We start from the raw sequence: 18,498 nt of genomic DNA, 5'->3' as shown, positions 1-18,498 counted from the left end.
TATGGATTTGAAAGAGCTGCGGCGCACGCGGCGAGGTCGATTCATGGGAAGCATGCTTCCTTATGTAGGATATATCATTCAAAGCGGCGTAGCTATGGTCTTCCTCTTTGTGTTAATTGTCTTCTCGGCTTGGTATACATCGCTGTTACAGAATGTGCCTGAAGGCATTCCCATTCGTTGGATTATGCTTGCAATACTGCTGCCTGCGGCAGTGCATAGCAGCTTCCGTACTTATTTGCAGACCCCAGATACGATCTTTCTACTGCCTCAAGGTCATCGGATGAAGGAATATTTTGCACCTTCGTGGGTTAGTGGGAACGTATGGAAGATTGTTCGATTGTTATTTGTGCTCATTACTCTTTGGCCGTTGTACATACGTACAGATGACAATCCTAAGCGACTTTTATTTACCATATTGATTTTGATAGCTGTGAAGTTAATTGCGAGTTACGGTTTATGGAAAGAGATAGCTATGCTGTCGCGTCCGATGGCAGGTCTATTTACTTTCTTACGCTGGGCAGTCGGCGGATTAATCATTGCCGCTTGGTTGTGGCAGCCAGTCGGCTCAAGTCTAATCTTTATCGTGTTATTAGCAGCAGCCTATCTTGTCGCACTGTCTGTCCCTGCACGTCACGCTGTACCATGGGAAAGACTAATCGCCATGGAAAAGAATCAAGGTGGACGCGCGCTGATGGTTCTGGGCTGGTTCGTGGATGTACCGGGTCGTGAGCAACGGGTATATGCTCGTCGTTATCTTTCCAAATGGGGCGCAAAGCTCCCTTGGCGTAAGGATACGGCTTACCGCTATCTGCTGACCAAGAGCTTCGCCCGGGGAGACATCTTCGGAATCATTATGCGGATTTCGGTACTGGCTTTGCTGCTGAATTGGTTGAACCATGACAGTTACTTCGGCACCGCCATCTATTTGTTCTTCCTGTTCATTATTGGTGTACAGTTGTCGGCACTCCGCAAATTGCATAGTGAGTCTTTTTGGCTGACAGTGTATCCCTTTCCTGAAGGCAGTAAGGCGGATAACACAACACAATTTGTATTCCGCGCACATCTGGTAGTGGCACTGATTCTTGGTTTACCTTTCTTAGCCTCTATAGGCGACCGTCTACTACCAGTGATTGGTACATTTGTAGCAGGGATTCTGGTATCCTTTCTGTTTAAGGGATACTTGTCCCGCAAAGCGGCACGGATGGTTGACGAGGATTTGTAAGAGATGATTTCAAAATAAAAAAGGCTTTCTCAAAAGTAGAGGATTCTACGGATGAGGAAGCCTTTTTTTGTGTGGGGAATGAGGTGTAGCATTGGAAAAGGGAAAGAGCTCAAGGCTCTCTCCCGTAACTGTCATCTCTAGTTAGACAAAGAGTGAACGGCTGATGATAACCAGCAGGATAAAGAGAACCAGAATGGCGCCAGTACTTGTGAATCCGCCGCCTCCACAACAACCGTTAAATCCGCCTCTTACTTCTTCGCTCATGTTCATTCCCCTTTCGGTGTGTGTTGTACTTGAGTACATCGTATTGTATGTGCGGAGAGAGAAGCATGTATAGGCCAATGCCGGAGGAGTCCAGAAAAAAAATCAGCCCCGTAGAAACGGAGCTGATTGTAAGGAGTATGAAAGATTTGTTACGCTTTTTCCAGATCACGAACGCCTGCGTATACAAGATCAAACAGATCTTCGAGCTGAGCCTCTTCGATACAAGAGAAAGCAATCCGCAGATCTGTTTCACCGAGAGCGATAGTGCCCAGTCCATAATTATGAATCAGGTGAAGCCGCAGAGCTTCAGCCGAAACAGTATGCAGCTTCAGACACATGAAGTAGCCGGAGTTAAAAGGATAATACGTCCATACATCATCGCCGTATTTGCCGCTATCGAGCAGCGCTTTTACTTTATTCGCACGGCCCTTCATGATTTGGAACTTCTCTTCCTTCTGTTCTTCGAATTGTGGAGATTTCAGTGCATCCAGTACGAAGGTCTGTGATGGGTGTGCACCACTGGAAATAGTGGCGCGAATGATGCCTAATGTTTTTTGCTCCAATGCGGCCAGCAAATCCTTGTCTTCCGAGGCATAAGTGATGAAGCCAACACGGAAGCCCCAGACGAATTCTTCTTTAGTAGCACCGTCAATTTTGATTGGAAGCACACGTGGGTGCAGATGAGCAAGCTTACCGAATAATGATTCCTTTAGTGAGTCTTCAAAGAACAGTCCGAAGTAGGCATCATCACTTACGACAACCACGTTAATGCCTTCCTCAGCCGCACGAAGGATAGCTGCGACGATTTCATCGCCTTCCTTAATCCCCGGAGTATAACCTGTAGGATTGTTTGGGAAGTTCAAAAGCACAATGGCTTTGCCGCGTTCTTTTTGAGCCAGCAAGGCTTCTTCCAGACCCGCACTATTGAAAGTCATTTCTTCTGTGAACAGCGGATAGTTAACGGTTTCCCCATGGCGGCGGATTCCGAAGGTTAATTCATAGTTCTCCCAGTTCTTGTCTGGGTAGATAATAGCGTCACCTGGCTCAGCGAAGAGGTCAGCGACAATGCTAAGCCCATGAGTCAGGGCGTTGGTTACAACAGGATTGCTGATGGTTTTACCTTCTAGCGATGGATTTTCGCGCAGCATCTTTTCACGCCATACAGTACGCAGCTCTGGTTTACCTGCTGGAGGAGCGTAACTATACAGATCCTTAGGGCTGTAAGCGGATAGTTTATCCTGGATGACGCCGAGGTGCATAGGCACGCCACCTTCAGTAGCAATACCGATGGTTGCGTTATATTTCTTGGCGTGAGCTCCTGCTTCAGCGGATTGGCTCAGGATACCCTCTTTAGGAAAATAAATTTCTTTGCCAAGCGTAGAGAGCATATCGTACACATGTTCATTTCCTGCTTTGATACTTTCGTTTAATTGTCCAGCTAGTGGATTCATCAGTTTCATCCTTCCAGGGTTCTTTGGGGATAACATACTGTTAACATTGCCTAACATTATATCACCGCCACTTGCAACCGTCACTTGGAAAGATACGTTTTTTTAAAATTTAAGGAAGTTTAAGTTTTACACTATACGTAGTGCTTATTTTGTACGAGAAACTGGTTTATCCGTAACTATTATTCGGAGTGGTAGGGGCAGTATTTTTTCATCATTTCTATGGTTTCTTCATCCCGTGGATGATTTCTTTCAGATAGGCCGGAAATGACCCCGGAACGTCCTTCTTCTTTTAGATTCTGCCCAAACTTAAACTTTGCCGTGATCTCATCCGGGGTAATGCGCACTACCGCGACTCCCTTTAGACGGGGACGGTACCTAGGGTCTTCAGCATCAATAGGCTCATAACCACCCTCGGGCTGGAGTTTTTTCATAAACAAGGAGAGTACGATGGCTTTTTCGCTAATGTCATCTACAGGTTCGGCTATGCCGTAGGCGGTGACACTTTTAAAATATGCGGTGGCTGGGCAGGCCATCTCAGGATCACTAAAATAAGACGGAATCAGCGCATACTCATCTGCTACGGTAAAGCAGACCTTCTGCTGATTGCGGATCGCCTCCATTTTGCCGCCAGCATGACTGCCGTGGAAATAGAAACACCCATCTGTATATACAAAATTCAGCGGCGTCACCCGCGGTAGCCCTTGTTCATCGCTTGTCCCGAGAAAACCATAGCTCATTCCGTCTAGAAAAGAGGCCAAGTCTTCCTCCTGATCTACTTGAAATTCTTTTCTGCGAATAGGGATCACTTCCTTTTTCTTATTAGTGTAGAGCGTTTGCTCCGATGTAGATGTTCTTTCAAGAATAGAAGAGTCATTGACAATTAAAAAGGACCAATTAAGATAGTTTTTAATGGACCACTTGCTGGCCAAGGAGGGAAACAATGAATATCACGCTGGCATACGATCAATATCTGGCAATACACCGCTACAAATATCTAGCGCTATATCATGCGCTCCGCGCTGCAATATTGGAGGGGATTCTCCAAGGTGGCACGCAGCTGCCGTCTACACGAAGTTTGGCTATGCACTATGACATGTCGCGCGGTTCAGTCTCGCAGGTGTACGAAATGCTGCTTGCTGATGGTTATGTAAGGACGGTGACAGGGCGGGGGACATTCGTATCAGAAGATAGCTTCTCTTCAGCTTCTGGAGATATTAAGCGTGAAAATGCAGTTTGGGGTGAAGTGGCAGATGTTGCTGGGGGAGGCCTTGCATCAGAGAGAATGATCCCACTCTCGGCATGGGGAAGGCGACTACTTGCGCGTCCGACACCTTTGTATGAGCAGCGTAGCAACAATGTTATAAGCTTTCTTAGCAGTGGTATGAGGATGGAGCATTTTCCTTACTCCGAATGGCGTAGTGCGCTGTCCTATGCCGGAGGGAAGGAAGGCGGATTGCTTCAAAGTACTTGTCCACCTCAAGGAGATGAAGGACTTCGGAAAGCTATTGCTGCACATCTGCGGATTACCCGCGGAATTCGTGCGGATGCAGAGCATATCGTATTGTTTAGCGGTTCGATGCAAGGCATCGTTATTTTGACACAGTTACTGCTGGATGCAGGAGGCGCAGCGGTTGTCGAGGACCCAGGCTTTCATGGGATTCGCCGAGCGGTAGAGATTAACGGGGGACGATTGCTGTCAGGAAAGCTGGATGACAGCGGTCTTATCCCGGAGGATTGGGATGCGCGTCTGTTGTTTGTTACAACGAGTCGTCAATTTCCTACAGGTGTGGTGCTGCCTTTGGAACGGAGGCGAATCTTGCTGGAATGGGCGCAGCGGCATGATGCGGTGATCATTGAAGATGATTATGACAGTGAGTTTCGGTGGTCAGGACGTCCAATTGAGCCTTTAAAAGCGCTAGATCGCGGAGAACAGGTCGTGTATATTGGCTCCTTCTCAAACACGATGTTCTCTGGCCTTCGGCTTGGCTTCGCAGTGCTCCCACCCTCGCTGGTGAAGCCGACGATCGCCGCCAAGGCGTTATATGAGCCCTTGCCAGTAGGACTGCTGGAACAGCGTGCGTTGACGCGGTTCATGAATACCGGCGGCTATAGTCGTCATCTGCGCCGGATGACCCGCATTTACGGCGAACGTGGCCGTATTCTTAGGACTCTGCTGTCGGAACAGTTGAATGAGCTGTTTGAACTGTTGCCTGGCGATGCGGGGCTACAAGTATATGCGCGGTGGCTGCGCAGTAGAGAAGAGTTCGTGGCATTCCGGGCGGCGGCGCACAGGCGCGGCACAGATTTCAGAGATGCGGCGTTATATCAAGTTTCGGCTGGGGAGCCAGCCGCATGTTTTGCTTTTGCCCATCTGAATGCTGTGGAGCTGGAGGAAGGAATAAAGCGCCTCCTTTTGTCGTGGCAAGATGTACAAAATGCAACATGACAAGGTATGATGGTGGGGATGGACAGCAAAACGAAGTGAATGCTTATGATGCAAGTTTTGCGAAGTAACTCAGAGTAGATTATGCTAACGATGTAAGTTTTGACAATTAACTCAAGCAGTTTATGCTAACAAAACGAAACGAATGCTTACGAAGCGAGTTTTGCGAAGAAACTCAAAGTAGTTTATGCTAACAAAACTTTTGGGAGGGAACGTTATGCTGCACGCATCGCCGTCCTCTTTTGTTATATTACCTGCCTTGGCGAAGATTGTGTGCGAACCAAGCTGGAAATGGCAAAAAAGAGAGAAGTCGCTGCAAAATTATGATTTATTCTATGTATGGAGCGGGGAAGGGACGGTTATACGTAACGGGGAACCCTTCCAAGTGGGCAAGGGAAGCTGCTTCCTGTTCCGTCCGGGTGACCATACTAGCGCTACTCATAATCCGCAAAGACCGCTTGTCCTTACATATATTCATTTTGATGTCACCGGAGAGGTGACGGAAATTCCTCTGCCCTATCGCGTACTCGCAGAAACCGTTGAATTTGAGCATCTGCTTGCTCGTTACGTCAGGCTGTTCCTAGTGGATACGTACGCAGCTGAGGAAGAAGGGCAGCTTGTTCTAAAGCAACTAATGATTCATCTGCTTAGGGAGGACCGAGTGAAGCCTGTAGAACGTTATGCTAGCAACCATTTAACTGAGATTATTCATGAAATAGCGAACTATGTGAGCCAACATCCCGGGATTTCGCATCGCGTAGAGGATCTTGCTGCACGTGCAGGGCTGTCGCCGCGGTATTTCTCAATTAAGTTCAAGGAGCTTACTGGCTCTTCCGTTCAATCTTATGTCATTCGAGCCCGGATTGAGCGTGCTCAGCATTTGTTGCTTTACGCAGGAATGAATGTTACTGAAGTAGCAGATGCGCTTGGATACCGTGACATATTCTTTTTCAGCCGCCAGTTCAAGCAGTATACCGGAAAAAGTCCATCTGAGATCCGCTGATTTGCATTCGTTGTTTCAGTTATTTCATCCAAGGGTAAATACTTTGCAGTTTAGTTTACAGAGAATTTACATACTTCTTGGAAGGGGAGACGCATGGGATGATGATCAGACGCCGAATCTGCAACACCGATTGTAAAAGTGGAGGCGCAGGGCTTTTTAGAAACCGTTTAAGAAGATTAAAACAATCGAGTGCTTTTGCCATAGACAGCTGGTTCTAAACTGAGTAAACAGGTATATCATCGCTGGACATGACCAAAGACTTTAAATAACCGGGGCCAACAGGCTTCCGGTTTTTTTGAAATATAAGAGATCAACGCTTACCGTCCTTATAAGGATGCCGCTAGGCATTTATGCTTGGCAAACTGAAGGATTTATCGTTCCTCTTGTTGTATTTGATACAATAGAATAAATCTCCTGTGAGGGTAATTTTGCATTCTGTTGCATATCTTACATTCAATTGGCGAAAAAACGCCCATACTAGAGATTATCAGGCTGATCTATTGCATGAAGTAACAGAGTTCCAGAGCATACAGGTGGGAGGAGAGATAAAATGTACGAAATCGTACTAATACGTCATGGTGAAAGCCAGTACAATGTGCAAAATTTGTTTACGGGTTGGAGTGATCCGGATTTAACCGAAAAGGGTATTCTAGAGGCTAAGGCTGCTGGCAAGCTTTTGAAGGATGAAGGGTATACGTTTGATCTAGCTTTTGCATCGGTACTTAAACGATCGATCAAAACACTCAACTATGTTCTCGATGAAATGGATCTGCTGTGGATTCCTGTGCAAAAGTCCTGGAAGCTGAATGAACGGCATTATGGTGCACTTCAGGGACTTAGTAAAAGTGAAACGGCGATAAAATACGGTGAAGAACAATTGCATCTCTGGCGACGGAGTTTATCGGTTCGGCCTCCACTGCTGGAGCTTAATGATCCTCGGTATGCCAGAAACGACATTCGTTATAGCAGTATTCGTCCGGAGGATATTCCGCGAGGCGAGAGTCTGGAAGATACTGTTCATCGTGTGGGTGATTTCTGGAGAAATCGCATCGTCCCCCTTGTGCGTAAAAAGGAACGGGTGCTCATTTCAGCCCATGGTAATACACTGAGAGCGTTGATCAAATTTATGGAGGATATTGATGAGGCAGCACTGCTGGAGCTCAATATTCCTACAGGGGTACCACTCGTGTACAAACTGGATGAGGACATTAATCCAATCAGCCGCTTTTATTTAGGAGATCCAGAACAGGTTGCCGCCAAGGCGCTTGATGTTGCTAAGCAAGGACATGTGTAATAGCGTAACAGGTGTAAAGAGCAGATAATGGCTTGAAAAGAGGAAGGACAGCCGTGGGGCTGTCCTTTTGTTTGTAGTGTGTAGTAGGTATCCAAAAGGTAAATGCAGTAGATGTTAACGTATTCTCCATTGCCAAGGATAGAATAATACTATATAGTTGTATTGATAATGATTATCAGTATCATTATATAATATGTCGATTGGAGTGAATTTATTTTGTTTAAATCTCCAAAAACTTACCTATTGCTTGTGTTTACTTTGGTTATAACGTTACTGCTATCAGCTTGCGGACAAGCAGTTGAGCACACCACCTCAGTAGAAGGGACAGAAAGTGCTGCATCTTCATCAAACAGCAATGACTCATCCAGCGAAGTGGACATGGTTACATATCAGGCAAATAACGGAGATATTCAAGTACCCAGGAATCCGAAGCGGATTGTCGATTTAACCTCCTTCGACACTGGATACTTCTTGGCGTTAGGTATCAAACCTGTTGGTGTTATGAATGGTGTCTTAAACAGTCCCTACTTTGAAGGAATGCTGGAAGGCGTTCAAGGCCTTGGGGATGAACCGTCTCTTGAACACATTTTAGAGCTGAATCCTGATCTTATTGTTGTATTCTCCGGAATGGAAGGACTCGAAAAGCTGGCCGAAATAGCGCCAGTAGTAGCCATTCAATACGGAGCAAAAACTATCAGAGATCAAATGCTTGATTTCGGTACATTAACGGGGAAAGAAGTCGAAGCTAAAGCTTGGGTGGAACAATGGAACAAAAAAATCAGTGAATTGAAGCCTAAGGTGGTGGCAGCTGTAGGTGATAGAACCGTTTCTATCCTAAATCCTTATTCCGGTGGACTATTCGTATTCGGTCACAGCTACGGGCGCGGTGGAGAAATTATTTATAATGAATTTGGCCTGAAAGCACCTCCTGAAGCGCAGAAAGAAGCTATAGACAGCGGCACTGGTTGGGCAACAATCTCCCTTGAGAAGCTGCCTCAATTTGCTGGAGATATTGTATTCACATGCCCATGGGCTGGCGATACGAGCGATCCGAAAATCGTCTATGACAACCCCTTATGGAAGCATCTCCCTGCCGTAAAAGCAGGCAACGTATTCCAACTGGACCCAACCGCTGATACATATAGTGATCCCGTTACGCTTGAAGCGCAGTTAAATTACATTACTGAGAGTCTTTTATCTGCAAAATAATTCTAATTCAACGAAAGTCCACGAACTTGCTTTTGGTTTTTATAGCAGGAAGAATCGGCATTGAGCGATGCTGATTCTCCCTGCTATTTTTAATTTAGTTCTGTGATATATGAGTATATTCAATAAATCTATGAGGATTTTCTATGTTAGGATGATATTTCTGATGATAGTATTCAATGTAAGTTTAAAAAGTAAAGGAGGAATTAATGAACATTTTCGCACGTTTTAATTTGTAAGTATGAGTTAGGAGAATTATGCAAAAAATCTAAACCGGTTTAGATTTAATCAGTAACACACTTGATGCTTGAATAAGCCTTACTCCACAGCGGCTAGCGCTCTAGAGAATAACTCCTTCCTGAAAGTAAATTCATCCTATCGGTTTATGAAGTGAACGTTTATGTATTAGAAATTTAATTGAAATCTCGCTCTTTACGATGACCCATAATCCTAAGCTATACCTTAATCGAAAGGAATGGTGATAAGTATGAGGAAAAATTGTAATCGCTTACTTAAAATATTATTCTGCTGCATTCTGATAACCTCAATCATAACGCCTAGTACCAGTTCTCCCGTTATGGCCAAGGTTCTCCCGGGTTTAGCGGATGTGTCCAGAGAAGTGGCCGCTGAAGGAATTGTGCTGCTGCAAAATCCGGCGTATAAACTAGCAGGATCACAAGTAAATGAGAATGAACAAGTGCTCCCTATCAAGAAGAGTGAAAATGTATCGGTATTTGGCCGCATACAAGCGCATTATTACAAGTCTGGCACAGGATCTGGCGGTGCGGTAAGGGTAGATTATGTGAATGGGATTCTGGAAGGTCTCCGGAACAATCCCAGTCTCAAGTTAAATGAAGATCTGGCGAAGGTATATGCTGACTGGATCAAAAAGAATCCTTTCAACAATGGCGGTGGTGGCTGGGCAGCAGAGCCGTGGTCCCAGGCGGAAATGCCCTTGACCGACGAAATAGTGGATGCAGCAAAAGCAAAAACGGATACAGCTGTAGTCATCATCGGTAGAACAGCCGGTGAAGATAAGGATAATACGGACGTCAAGGGTGCCTATAAACTGACAGACCTTGAAGTAGACATGCTTAACCGGGTCTATGCCAAATTCGACCGAGTGGCCATCGTATTGAACGTAGCTAACGTTATCGATATGTCATGGGCTAAAAACTATCCCAAAGCTGCTATTTTGTACACATGGCAAGGGGGGATGGAAGGCGGTAGCGCAGTAGCCGACGTGCTGACCGGAGACGTTACGCCAAGCGGTAAATTGAGCGATACGATTGCAGCTACACTTGCTGACTACCCTTCTACTGCACATTTTGGCAGCAAAACTGAGAATTCTTATAGTGAGGATATTTATGTAGGCTACCGCTATTTTGAGACCTTTGCTCCGGATAAGGTGCTCTATCCATTTGGGTACGGACTGTCCTATACCAATTTCAAGATCACGACTGATAATGTCAACGCTGGTGAGAATGAGGTTGCAGTGACTGTAACTGTTCAGAATACAGGTAAGGTGGAAGGCAAAGAAGTTGTACAGATTTATTACGGTGCACCACAGGGTAAACTTGGCAAGCCGGCCAAGGAGCTTGCTGCTTTTGCTAAGACCCGGCTGTTACAGCCAGGGGAATCACAGTCGATCACCATCACGTATGACACCAAAGATATGGCCTCCTATGATGATAGTGGAATTACAGGTCATGATTCATCTTATGTTCTAGAAGCTGGTGACTATAATATTTACGTAGGTAACAGTGTAAGTGACAGCGAAAAGCAAGGAGTATACAGCCTTAATGCTTTGAAGGTTGTAGAAACCTTGCAGGAAGCGCTCGCGCCAACTAAGGAATTTGATCGTATCAAACCAGGTCAACCGAATGAAAATGGTACTTTTACCACTGTCACTGAAAAGGTACCGACACGGACTACCGACTTGGATGAGAGAATCAAGCAAAATCTCCCTGCGTCCATTCCACAAACGGGAGACAAGGGTTATACCTTATTGGATGTATACAATCAGAAAGTGACTATGGATCAGTTCATTGCACAATTGTCCAACAACGATCTGGGGGCCATTATTTTAGGGGAAGGGATGTCCAGCCCCAAAGTTACTGCCGGTACCGCTGCGGCTTTTGGTGGTGTTACTAAAAATCTGCTGAAATTAGGGCTCCCTATCGATAGTGCTGCGGACGGCCCTTCAGGAATCCGGATGGAGACCAATGCAGAGAAGGCAACCAGTATCCCGAACGGGACGATGCTTGCCTGTACGTGGAACACCGAGCTGAATGAAAGATTATTTGATCTTCTTGGCAAAGAAATGCTGATTAACAATATCGATACGCTGCTAGGACCGGGAATCAATATCCACAGAAGTCCTCTGAACGGGAGAAACTTCGAGTATTTTTCGGAGGATCCGTTACTGACAGGCATCATGGCTGCTGCACAGACAAGAGGTCTTCAGAAGAACGGTACGGCGCCTACTATTAAGCATTTCGCTGCGAACAATCAGGAAACGGATAGACATCTTGTGAATGCACTTGTCTCTGAAAGAGCGCTTCGCGAGATTTATTTGAAAGGTTATGAAATGGCAGTGAAGAGTGGAAAGGCGCGTTCAGTGATGACGTCCTATGGTCCGGTAAACGGAACATGGGCTTCCAGTAACTATGATCTGAATACCACGATCCTCCGCGGAGAGTGGGGCTTTGACGGAATTGTCATGACAGACTGGTGGGCGAAGATGAGTGAGGATCAGGGCTTCTATGCCACTACCAATCGTTATGATGAAACCAACGGCAAAGCCATGGTCCGTGCCCAAAATGACCTTTACATGGTCATTCCGAACGATTATGCAGAAACGCATAAGAATCGGAATAACAGTACCTTTAATACAATGACATCGCTTGCTAACGGCAGTCTGACCCTGGGAGAATTGCAGCGTTCTGCCAAGAATATCACGAGCTTTTTGATGCAATCTCCAGCCTTTGCAAGAACGGCAAAGATTGATTACGTGGTCAATTATACGCCGGGAAGAGATTGGTTCCGGGTGAATACGGACAAATCAGGAGATCCACAGCTCTCTGATATTACGGTTGGCGGCAAAAAGATCAAAATATTTAATCCATTGAAACTCGACTATAAAGCCTTTGGTGAGCCGACTGAAACTAGCAGCTACCCGGAAGTCAAAGCTACGGCGATAGCTGGTGTAGACGTAAGTATACGACAAGCCGATAAAGATAGACCGGCTGCTGTAATTACTGCTTCGGCCGGAGGAGAGAAACGGATCTACAAGGTTATCTTCACGTCGGAGGAAGGCCTGGAACCGATTTTTGAGAATCCGACCTATGCTTATTTAAAGAATATCTCTATTGATGGTAAGCCGCTTGAGGGCTTTTCACAGACTAGGTTCAGTTATGATGTAGGTCTCAGTAATGGGGCTACTTTACCTGAAGTTACATTCGAAATGAATGATGGTGTAAAAGCAACGGCCAACGTAGACCTCATCAATAAAAGAGTGACGATCAAATGTATCAGCTCCGATCAGGCCAACTCCTATGTGATACAGTTTGGTACGACCCCACAAAGCGATGAGTTCGACACTGAGAATTTAAGCAACTTCTGGATGATTAATAAAGAGACGGCTACCAATACAGAAAATAACAAAAATTGGTCTTTGAGCACTGTTCCCGGATATTTGAGAATCATCGCTGAAAGAGGCGACTTCTGGAGTGATCATGCAGATTTGAAGAACTATTTCCAGCAGGAGGCCTTTGGAAACTGGGAAGCAACAGTGAAAATTAATATGAGCAAAGCGCCAAATCAAAATTATAACGGTGTCGGCATCACAGCTTCACAGGATAACAATAACTATATCTGGGTGAAGTATGAATACAGTAGCGGAAAGATCATCGGTATGACCAAAGAGACCGGAGGTACGGAGCCTGTTACGATTGGGCAACTGTCTGCCGCTCAGCTCACGAGTATTTTTGGTGAAAAGAAAGAGTTGTATTTACGCCTGAAAAAAATAGGCAACAGCTATTCCGGTTATGTCAGTGCTGATGGCAAAGAGTATATTTCACTTGGCAGTACAACTGCCAACTATGCCAATCCGAAGTTCGGGTTACTTGCGTCCAACGGAAGTCAGAATCTCACAGATCCATTTATTGCCGATTTTGATTATGTCAGAATCAACAGTGATGTAGCTTTGGCAGTCAAGAAGATTGGGAAAAATACTAAATTGAAGGTAGCTGAGACGGAATTTGCCTCCATTACTCCGATAATCACGCCAGTAAGCAGTAATGATGTAGACGGCGGATTATGCTACACCAATACAAGCAAGGGTGAAGCCATCTCCTATAAGGTAAATGTGGAGAAAGAAGGCATGTACAAAGTTACATCACGAATTCGCTCTAGCCAATCGGATGTCGCCCAAATGTCCTTTGGTATCTATGATGGCGACAAGCTACTGGGGACCTTCGACCTTACCACAACTAAAGGGGTATGGAAAACCTTCAGAATTCCTGATGTTCAGCTGTCGGCAGGCGAGCATACCCTTAGAATTGTATTTGAGAGTGCTGGCATTGACCTGAACTGGTTAACCTTCCAGTTGAAGCAGGACAATGTTGACACTTCAGCGTTAGGTGCGGAAATTGAGGCTGCTCAAAACATCGATATGAATGCATATACTGCTTATAAAAAGCTCAAATTTAACGCTGTATTGGAAGAGGTTAAGGCAGTACTTGCCGAGCCGGTCAATGACGAGGTTGTAGCAGAAGCCATAGCTTCCTTGAAAGCGGCTATAACAGATTTGAGCATATCATCTATGCCAATCCATATTGCTCCGATAGAAACGCTGAAAGTAGAGAACGGTATTAGAATCTATCCTTATAATGCACCATGGATTTATGCAACGAATACCCAGTTCAGATTCGAAAGTGGTACGGACGCCATGAGTTATGTCAATTCTAATGACCTTGTTTATTTCGGTCAGGTTGACTTGACTAATCTTGTGGAAGTAAGAGTGCAGTATGCCCGTGAAGGCGGATCGTCTCCATCTTTTAAATTCTATACAGAGGCTGACAATACGGGTAAACCAGTTAAAAGAGCTACTACACAAGGAAGAGCATACGCTGATGCCTACAGCGGCGGAGGTTCTTTTGAACTTGGTAATGAATTTGCAAGCATTAGTTTTGCTCAGAAAGCAGGCGCTGCTTGGGGAAATTATGGAATAGCAAGCACCAAACAAACGCCTGGAAATTCTTACATTGATCATTATTTGACAGCGGAGACCTTCCTAGACAGAACTAAAGTGACTGGAAAACAAAATGTGTATATGATTTTTAACGGACTAAATGCGAATTTACAATATGTTGAACTCATTTATGCTGATCCGATTGAAGTCACCTTCGATCAGAATTATCTGGACTCACCGGCTCCTGCCAAAGTAACCGCATTTAAAGGTGAAGCATTAAGCACCTTACCTCGGGTACCGGAACGTGAAGGCTACATTTTTACTGGCTGGTTTGATAATAAAGAAGGGACCGGTAATGCATTAACCGTAGAAACGGTAATGAACATAAGCGCGGTGTATTATGCCAAATGGACAGAAGATACCCATGCTAAAGAAATTATATCGATTGCTCAGCCGCAACTGCTGAGTGTGCTGTTCGGAACTGCTGCAGGAGAATTAAATCTACCAGCTACAGTGGAAGCTACATTGGGCAACAAAAGGGTAATTCACTTGCCTGTACAATGGGATAGTAAAGATTTCAACGGTGGAAAAGCGGGGAGTTATACGCTGGCAGGTAGCTTTGAGCTTCCTGAGGGTGTGTTGAATAGTACCCATCAAACTGTTTCTATTACAGTGGTTGTACTGCCAGAAGGCGCTAAACCTATCCAGATTACTAAAGTTGAGAAGCTGGAGGGCAAGAATGTTGAATTTGGCACCGCTTTTGATAAGTTGGAATTGCCGTCTTCAGTTACAGTAACGCTTGATACGTATGAGCAGGAGGAACTTGTTGTTAAATGGAGCCCTGCTGGTTATAACGGCAATGTGGAAGGATCATACGTACTGAACGGTACTATGATATTAGAAGAAGGAATGATCAACCCTAATGATCTGAAAGCTTCCATCACCATTCAGGTAATGCCGGAAGTGATTCGTGTCGCTGAGATTGTCACAGTGCAGGATTTGGAAAGTAAGAGCGTTCCATTCGGCACTCCATTTAATGGATTGAAGCTGCCATCATCGGTCATAGCTACCTTGAACAACGGTGAGACAAAGGCGATATCCATCGATTGGAATAGTGAAGGTTATAATGGCGATAAGCAAGGAGCTTATATCCTGAAAGGAGCGCTAGTACCTGTGGAAGGTATCAGCAATCCAAAGGACCTGAAGGTATCGATTACGATCGAAGTACTGCCGGAGGTCATTACGATACCGGAAATCACGGCAGTGCAAGCACTAGCAAGTAAAAGTGTTGCTTATGGTACCAGCTTTGACGTGCTGGAGCTTCCAGCTTCAGTATCAGTAACCCTGAATACCGGGATGACTAAGGTCGTTTCTGTTCAGTGGAACAAGGAAGGCTATAACGGTAATACGGAAGGAATGTACACCATCAAGGGGGATCTGATCTTGCCGGAGGGTATAACTAATCCACTTGGCCTGAAGGTACAGTTCTCTGTGATCGTTAAGCCTTACAGCGGTGGAGGTGATGGTCAACCAAGTACACCAACACCGGCTACCCCAGCGGTACCTTCAGTACCATCGATTCCTGGAGAAGTCGTAAAACCTGGAGAACAGCCTCAGCCTCCAACAACAGATGGAAAAACGAAGACACCGGAGCTAATCAGACAAGAGCTTAAGAATAAGTTTAAAGATGCTACTCTAATTCCTAGCTGGGCAGAATCTGCGATTGCAGCGCTGGTGGAGAGAAATATTATCAGCGGACGAACAGACGGAAGCTTTGATCCAAGTGGGAAGGTAAACCGTGCAGAGTTTGTTGCCATGGTAGTAAAAAGCTTCAACTTCAGCATGGGCGAGAATCAAAAGCAGTTTACTGACGTTCTGAAAGATGCTTGGTATAAAAACTATGTTGAGATTGGGACTTCTAATCAACTGATCAATGGTATCGGTAATGGCATGTTTGCTCCTAACAGCAGCATTAGCCGTCAGGACCTGTGTGTAATTCTATTCAATGCACTGAAGAAATTGCCGCAAGTGACTAACCATGACTTCCCAGATGATGCTTCTATTGCGGGTTATGCTAAAGAAGCGGTGTATGCCTTCAAAGATCTTGCTATTGTAAATGGAGGCAGCAGTGGAGAAATGGATCCGACAGCTTCGGCCACAAGAGCTGAAGCAGCTGTGATCATTAACAATGTACTGGATTACTATGCTAGCGTAACAAGCTCTAAAGTGAAATAAACAAAACAAGGGTATCCCGGCGCCGATTTTCAATCGGTTAGGGATACCCTTATTTTGTTATATCGCAGCTTTACTAAAGCGGCCGATGCAGCGTCCCCAGCAATTCCCCCATCTTTACCTTCGTGTTGACCTCAAGCTTGGGTCTTGGGGTAAAAGTACCGCTCTCCATAAGCAGTACTACAGTGGAGCCGAACTCGAAATAGGCTAGATCATCGCCGATTTGCCACTCGGTAGCGTTAGCATCCGTATACCCGATGCTGCTGACGTTCATCGCGCCTACCTTTACTACTGCGGTTTCTCCGTAGTCTCCGGCGATATACGTAATAAGACGTTCATTGCGATTCAGTACGCCCTTCATATGTCGCATGCCGAAATCGTTGACAGGATAGGCTCGTCCACGAATATGATCACTCTCAACCTTATGTCCAGTAAGGGGAGAGTGAATCCGGTGATAATCCGTAGGACTTAGATAAAGGACGAAGAAAAAACCTCTCTTGTATAGTTCCAGATGCGGAGAATGATTAAGTAGATCCTCGATCTTATAATCCTGCCCTTTTACATTCATAATCGTACCAGAGGAAATGTCACCCATAGCAGTAATCATTGCATCTACGGGACTCACTAAAGCGTCAGCATCGGTTGCAATAGGCCGCATGCCAGGCTTCAGCCGGCGGCTGAAAAACTCATTAAGAGTGTGATATTCTCCAGGATTCTTCTCCGCTTGAGCGGAGGGGATTTGATAAGTCTTAATAAATACCGGGATTAGAAAACGGCTGAGTCTACTATGAGAAAAAGACCCCATTAACCGTGAAAGCCATCGGTGCGAGGATAGCTCGGTCATTAGCCGCAGCAATTGTTTTACCATGCCCATCTCCCTTCCATAATACAGCAGTACGGTCGTATGTGGCCGCCATCTGCTCTGCATTATATTGACATAGAATAGGAGACAAATCAATAACTGTTATATATGAGGCTGTTCTTTTCTAGTAAAAAACGTGCGTATCCCATAGGTCTTCGGTAACTCTCCTTCCAAATCTCCGTAAGGCCGGCTTTATGAAATCCATAGCGTTGATCGCGGCCATTGCACTCTATGAAGAAGATGCGACCATCCTTAGTAATGCCAATATCCAGTCCGATATCGGCCAGACCTGGAAGGTCTTGTTCGAGACAACGAGCTATAACAAGGCTAAGTGTTTCGACAGCCATACGGATATGGGCCGCTATTGCTCTAGAGAAGGCTTTTTCCAGCGCAAAGGAAGAGCTTAACGCTTCTCCTCCACGGGCTATATTAGAGACAAACCCCCCAGGGGGTGCAAGTTTAGCAAAGAGACCCGTGACCTGCCAATCGCCTCCCCAGCCACGTTGAACGGTGACACGTAAATCAAAGGGACGTCCTCCAATCTCAGCAAGGGGAATACGCTCCTGCACGAGATAAGGGACAGAGGCAAGGCGTGCTCGGAGCATTTTTGGCAGTGCCCCCTGATATACGGGAGTGCTTATCCAGCGATGCATTGAGGGTGATAGATAATTTAAGCTCCAGCGCTGAGACCCTTTACGAACCAGTCGCATGACACCATTCCCAATGCTTCCACGGCAAGGTTTAAGAATAAGATCGGGGTAACGATTCATCATTTGTTTGAGTCCAGATCCTCCAGTTGTTGCTGGTAAAACCTCGCGCAGCTCTTCATGCTGCTCAAGCAGTTCATGGATCTCATCCTTGCCGTATCGATTGCAAGTATTGTACACCAAAGGATGGTGCCGCAGCAGACGTTGCATTCCTGGGCTATTCTGACTGTATATGGCCCGGTTATGGATGACAGTGGGCGTAGGGACTACTACGCTTTTATATCCATGAGATCCCTTTATATAGGCGGCACTGAAGCCTGAGTCTGTATCGATGTCCGCGAGCTTCAGGAAGCAGGGGACCAAGCCGTATGCAGCGGCCGCCTCTTCATAGTTGGATAGAGACTCCTGTCCTGTTTTTAGCCGGGGAACGCCCCGGTGCATATCGGCATTTAGTAGTATTCCAACGAGCTTATGCCCCATGTTTGTTCCTCCTGTTTCTACGGTCACGTGATTCCCGCTTTTACTACTCTTGTCATTGTATGTTTGTACCCGCGTGTCAGGGTGGACGAATGCGCGGCGGCAGAAGCCTTTTTTTAATATAAGAAAATATAATTTTCAGC

General features: G+C 45.7%; 11 protein-coding genes. 6 read left to right on the top strand and 5 right to left on the bottom strand.

Features of this window, described 5'->3' with window-relative positions; all coding sequences use genetic code 11:
- Nucleotide 1: 1 nt before the first annotated feature.
- On the top strand, nucleotides 2-1,222 hold the full coding sequence (locus tag MHB64_RS25715) for an ABC transporter permease (protein ID WP_094871672.1): 1,221 nt from the start codon (nucleotides 2-4) through the stop codon (nucleotides 1,220-1,222).
- A 141-nt stretch (nucleotides 1,223-1,363) separates the two neighbouring features.
- Here the strand turns inward: MHB64_RS25715 and MHB64_RS25710 are convergent, their stop codons facing one another.
- The 3 genes from MHB64_RS25710 to MHB64_RS25700 form a co-directional block, all read right to left on the bottom strand.
- Complete coding sequence (locus MHB64_RS25710; protein ID WP_218641867.1) at nucleotides 1,364-1,486, bottom strand: YjcZ family sporulation protein; 123 nt, start codon at nucleotides 1,484-1,486, stop codon at nucleotides 1,364-1,366.
- Between the two features lie 149 nt (nucleotides 1,487-1,635).
- Nucleotides 1,636-2,937 carry an aminotransferase class I/II-fold pyridoxal phosphate-dependent enzyme gene (locus MHB64_RS25705; protein ID WP_094871713.1) on the bottom strand — a complete coding sequence of 434 codons (1,302 nt, stop codon included), beginning with the start codon at nucleotides 2,935-2,937 and terminating at the stop codon, nucleotides 1,636-1,638.
- 179 nt (nucleotides 2,938-3,116) lie between these two features.
- Entirely contained in the window at nucleotides 3,117-3,734 is a 618-nt protein-coding gene (locus tag MHB64_RS25700) for a pyridoxamine 5'-phosphate oxidase family protein (RefSeq protein WP_341136125.1), read from the bottom strand.
- Between the two features lie 143 nt (nucleotides 3,735-3,877).
- Between MHB64_RS25700 and pdxR the strand changes: the two genes are divergently transcribed.
- From pdxR to MHB64_RS25675, 5 genes are all read left to right on the top strand, one after another.
- Nucleotides 3,878-5,383 carry a MocR-like pyridoxine biosynthesis transcription factor PdxR gene (pdxR, locus tag MHB64_RS25695; protein ID WP_341135673.1) on the top strand — a complete coding sequence of 502 codons (1,506 nt, stop codon included), beginning with the start codon at nucleotides 3,878-3,880 and terminating at the stop codon, nucleotides 5,381-5,383.
- 214 nt (nucleotides 5,384-5,597) lie between these two features.
- A complete protein-coding gene (locus MHB64_RS25690; RefSeq protein ID WP_094871677.1) occupies nucleotides 5,598-6,383 on the top strand; it encodes a helix-turn-helix domain-containing protein in 786 nt (261 codons plus the stop codon).
- Nucleotides 6,384-6,933: 550 nt separating this feature from the next.
- Entirely contained in the window at nucleotides 6,934-7,677 is a 744-nt protein-coding gene (gene gpmA / locus MHB64_RS25685) for a 2,3-diphosphoglycerate-dependent phosphoglycerate mutase (RefSeq protein ID WP_094876879.1), read from the top strand.
- A 216-nt stretch (nucleotides 7,678-7,893) separates the two neighbouring features.
- On the top strand, nucleotides 7,894-8,886 hold the full coding sequence (locus tag MHB64_RS25680) for an ABC transporter substrate-binding protein (protein WP_341135672.1): 993 nt from the start codon (nucleotides 7,894-7,896) through the stop codon (nucleotides 8,884-8,886).
- Nucleotides 8,887-9,460: 574 nt separating this feature from the next.
- Nucleotides 9,461-16,312 (top strand): glycoside hydrolase family 3 N-terminal domain-containing protein, encoded by a 6,852-nt coding sequence (locus MHB64_RS25675; RefSeq protein WP_341135671.1) that lies wholly within the window; start codon nucleotides 9,461-9,463, stop codon nucleotides 16,310-16,312.
- 73 nt (nucleotides 16,313-16,385) lie between these two features.
- On the opposite strand, the gene asd is transcribed toward MHB64_RS25675, so the two are convergent.
- Together asd and MHB64_RS25665 are read right to left on the bottom strand one after the other, a co-directional pair.
- Complete coding sequence (gene asd / locus MHB64_RS25670) at nucleotides 16,386-17,177, bottom strand: archaetidylserine decarboxylase (protein ID WP_094871683.1); 792 nt, start codon at nucleotides 17,175-17,177, stop codon at nucleotides 16,386-16,388.
- An 86-nt stretch (nucleotides 17,178-17,263) separates the two neighbouring features.
- Complete coding sequence (locus MHB64_RS25665) at nucleotides 17,264-18,358, bottom strand: YheC/YheD family endospore coat-associated protein (RefSeq protein ID WP_341135670.1); 1,095 nt, start codon at nucleotides 18,356-18,358, stop codon at nucleotides 17,264-17,266.
- Between the last annotated feature and the right edge of the window lie 140 nt (nucleotides 18,359-18,498).

Origin of the sequence: Paenibacillus sp. FSL K6-2859 (assembly GCF_038008265.1) — a bacterium.
Lineage (GTDB): Bacteria > Bacillota > Bacilli > Paenibacillales > Paenibacillaceae > Paenibacillus_AQ > Paenibacillus_AQ nitricinens.
The sequence above is the reverse complement of the archived record's forward strand: the minus strand, read 5'-3'. Positions and strand labels throughout refer to the sequence as shown.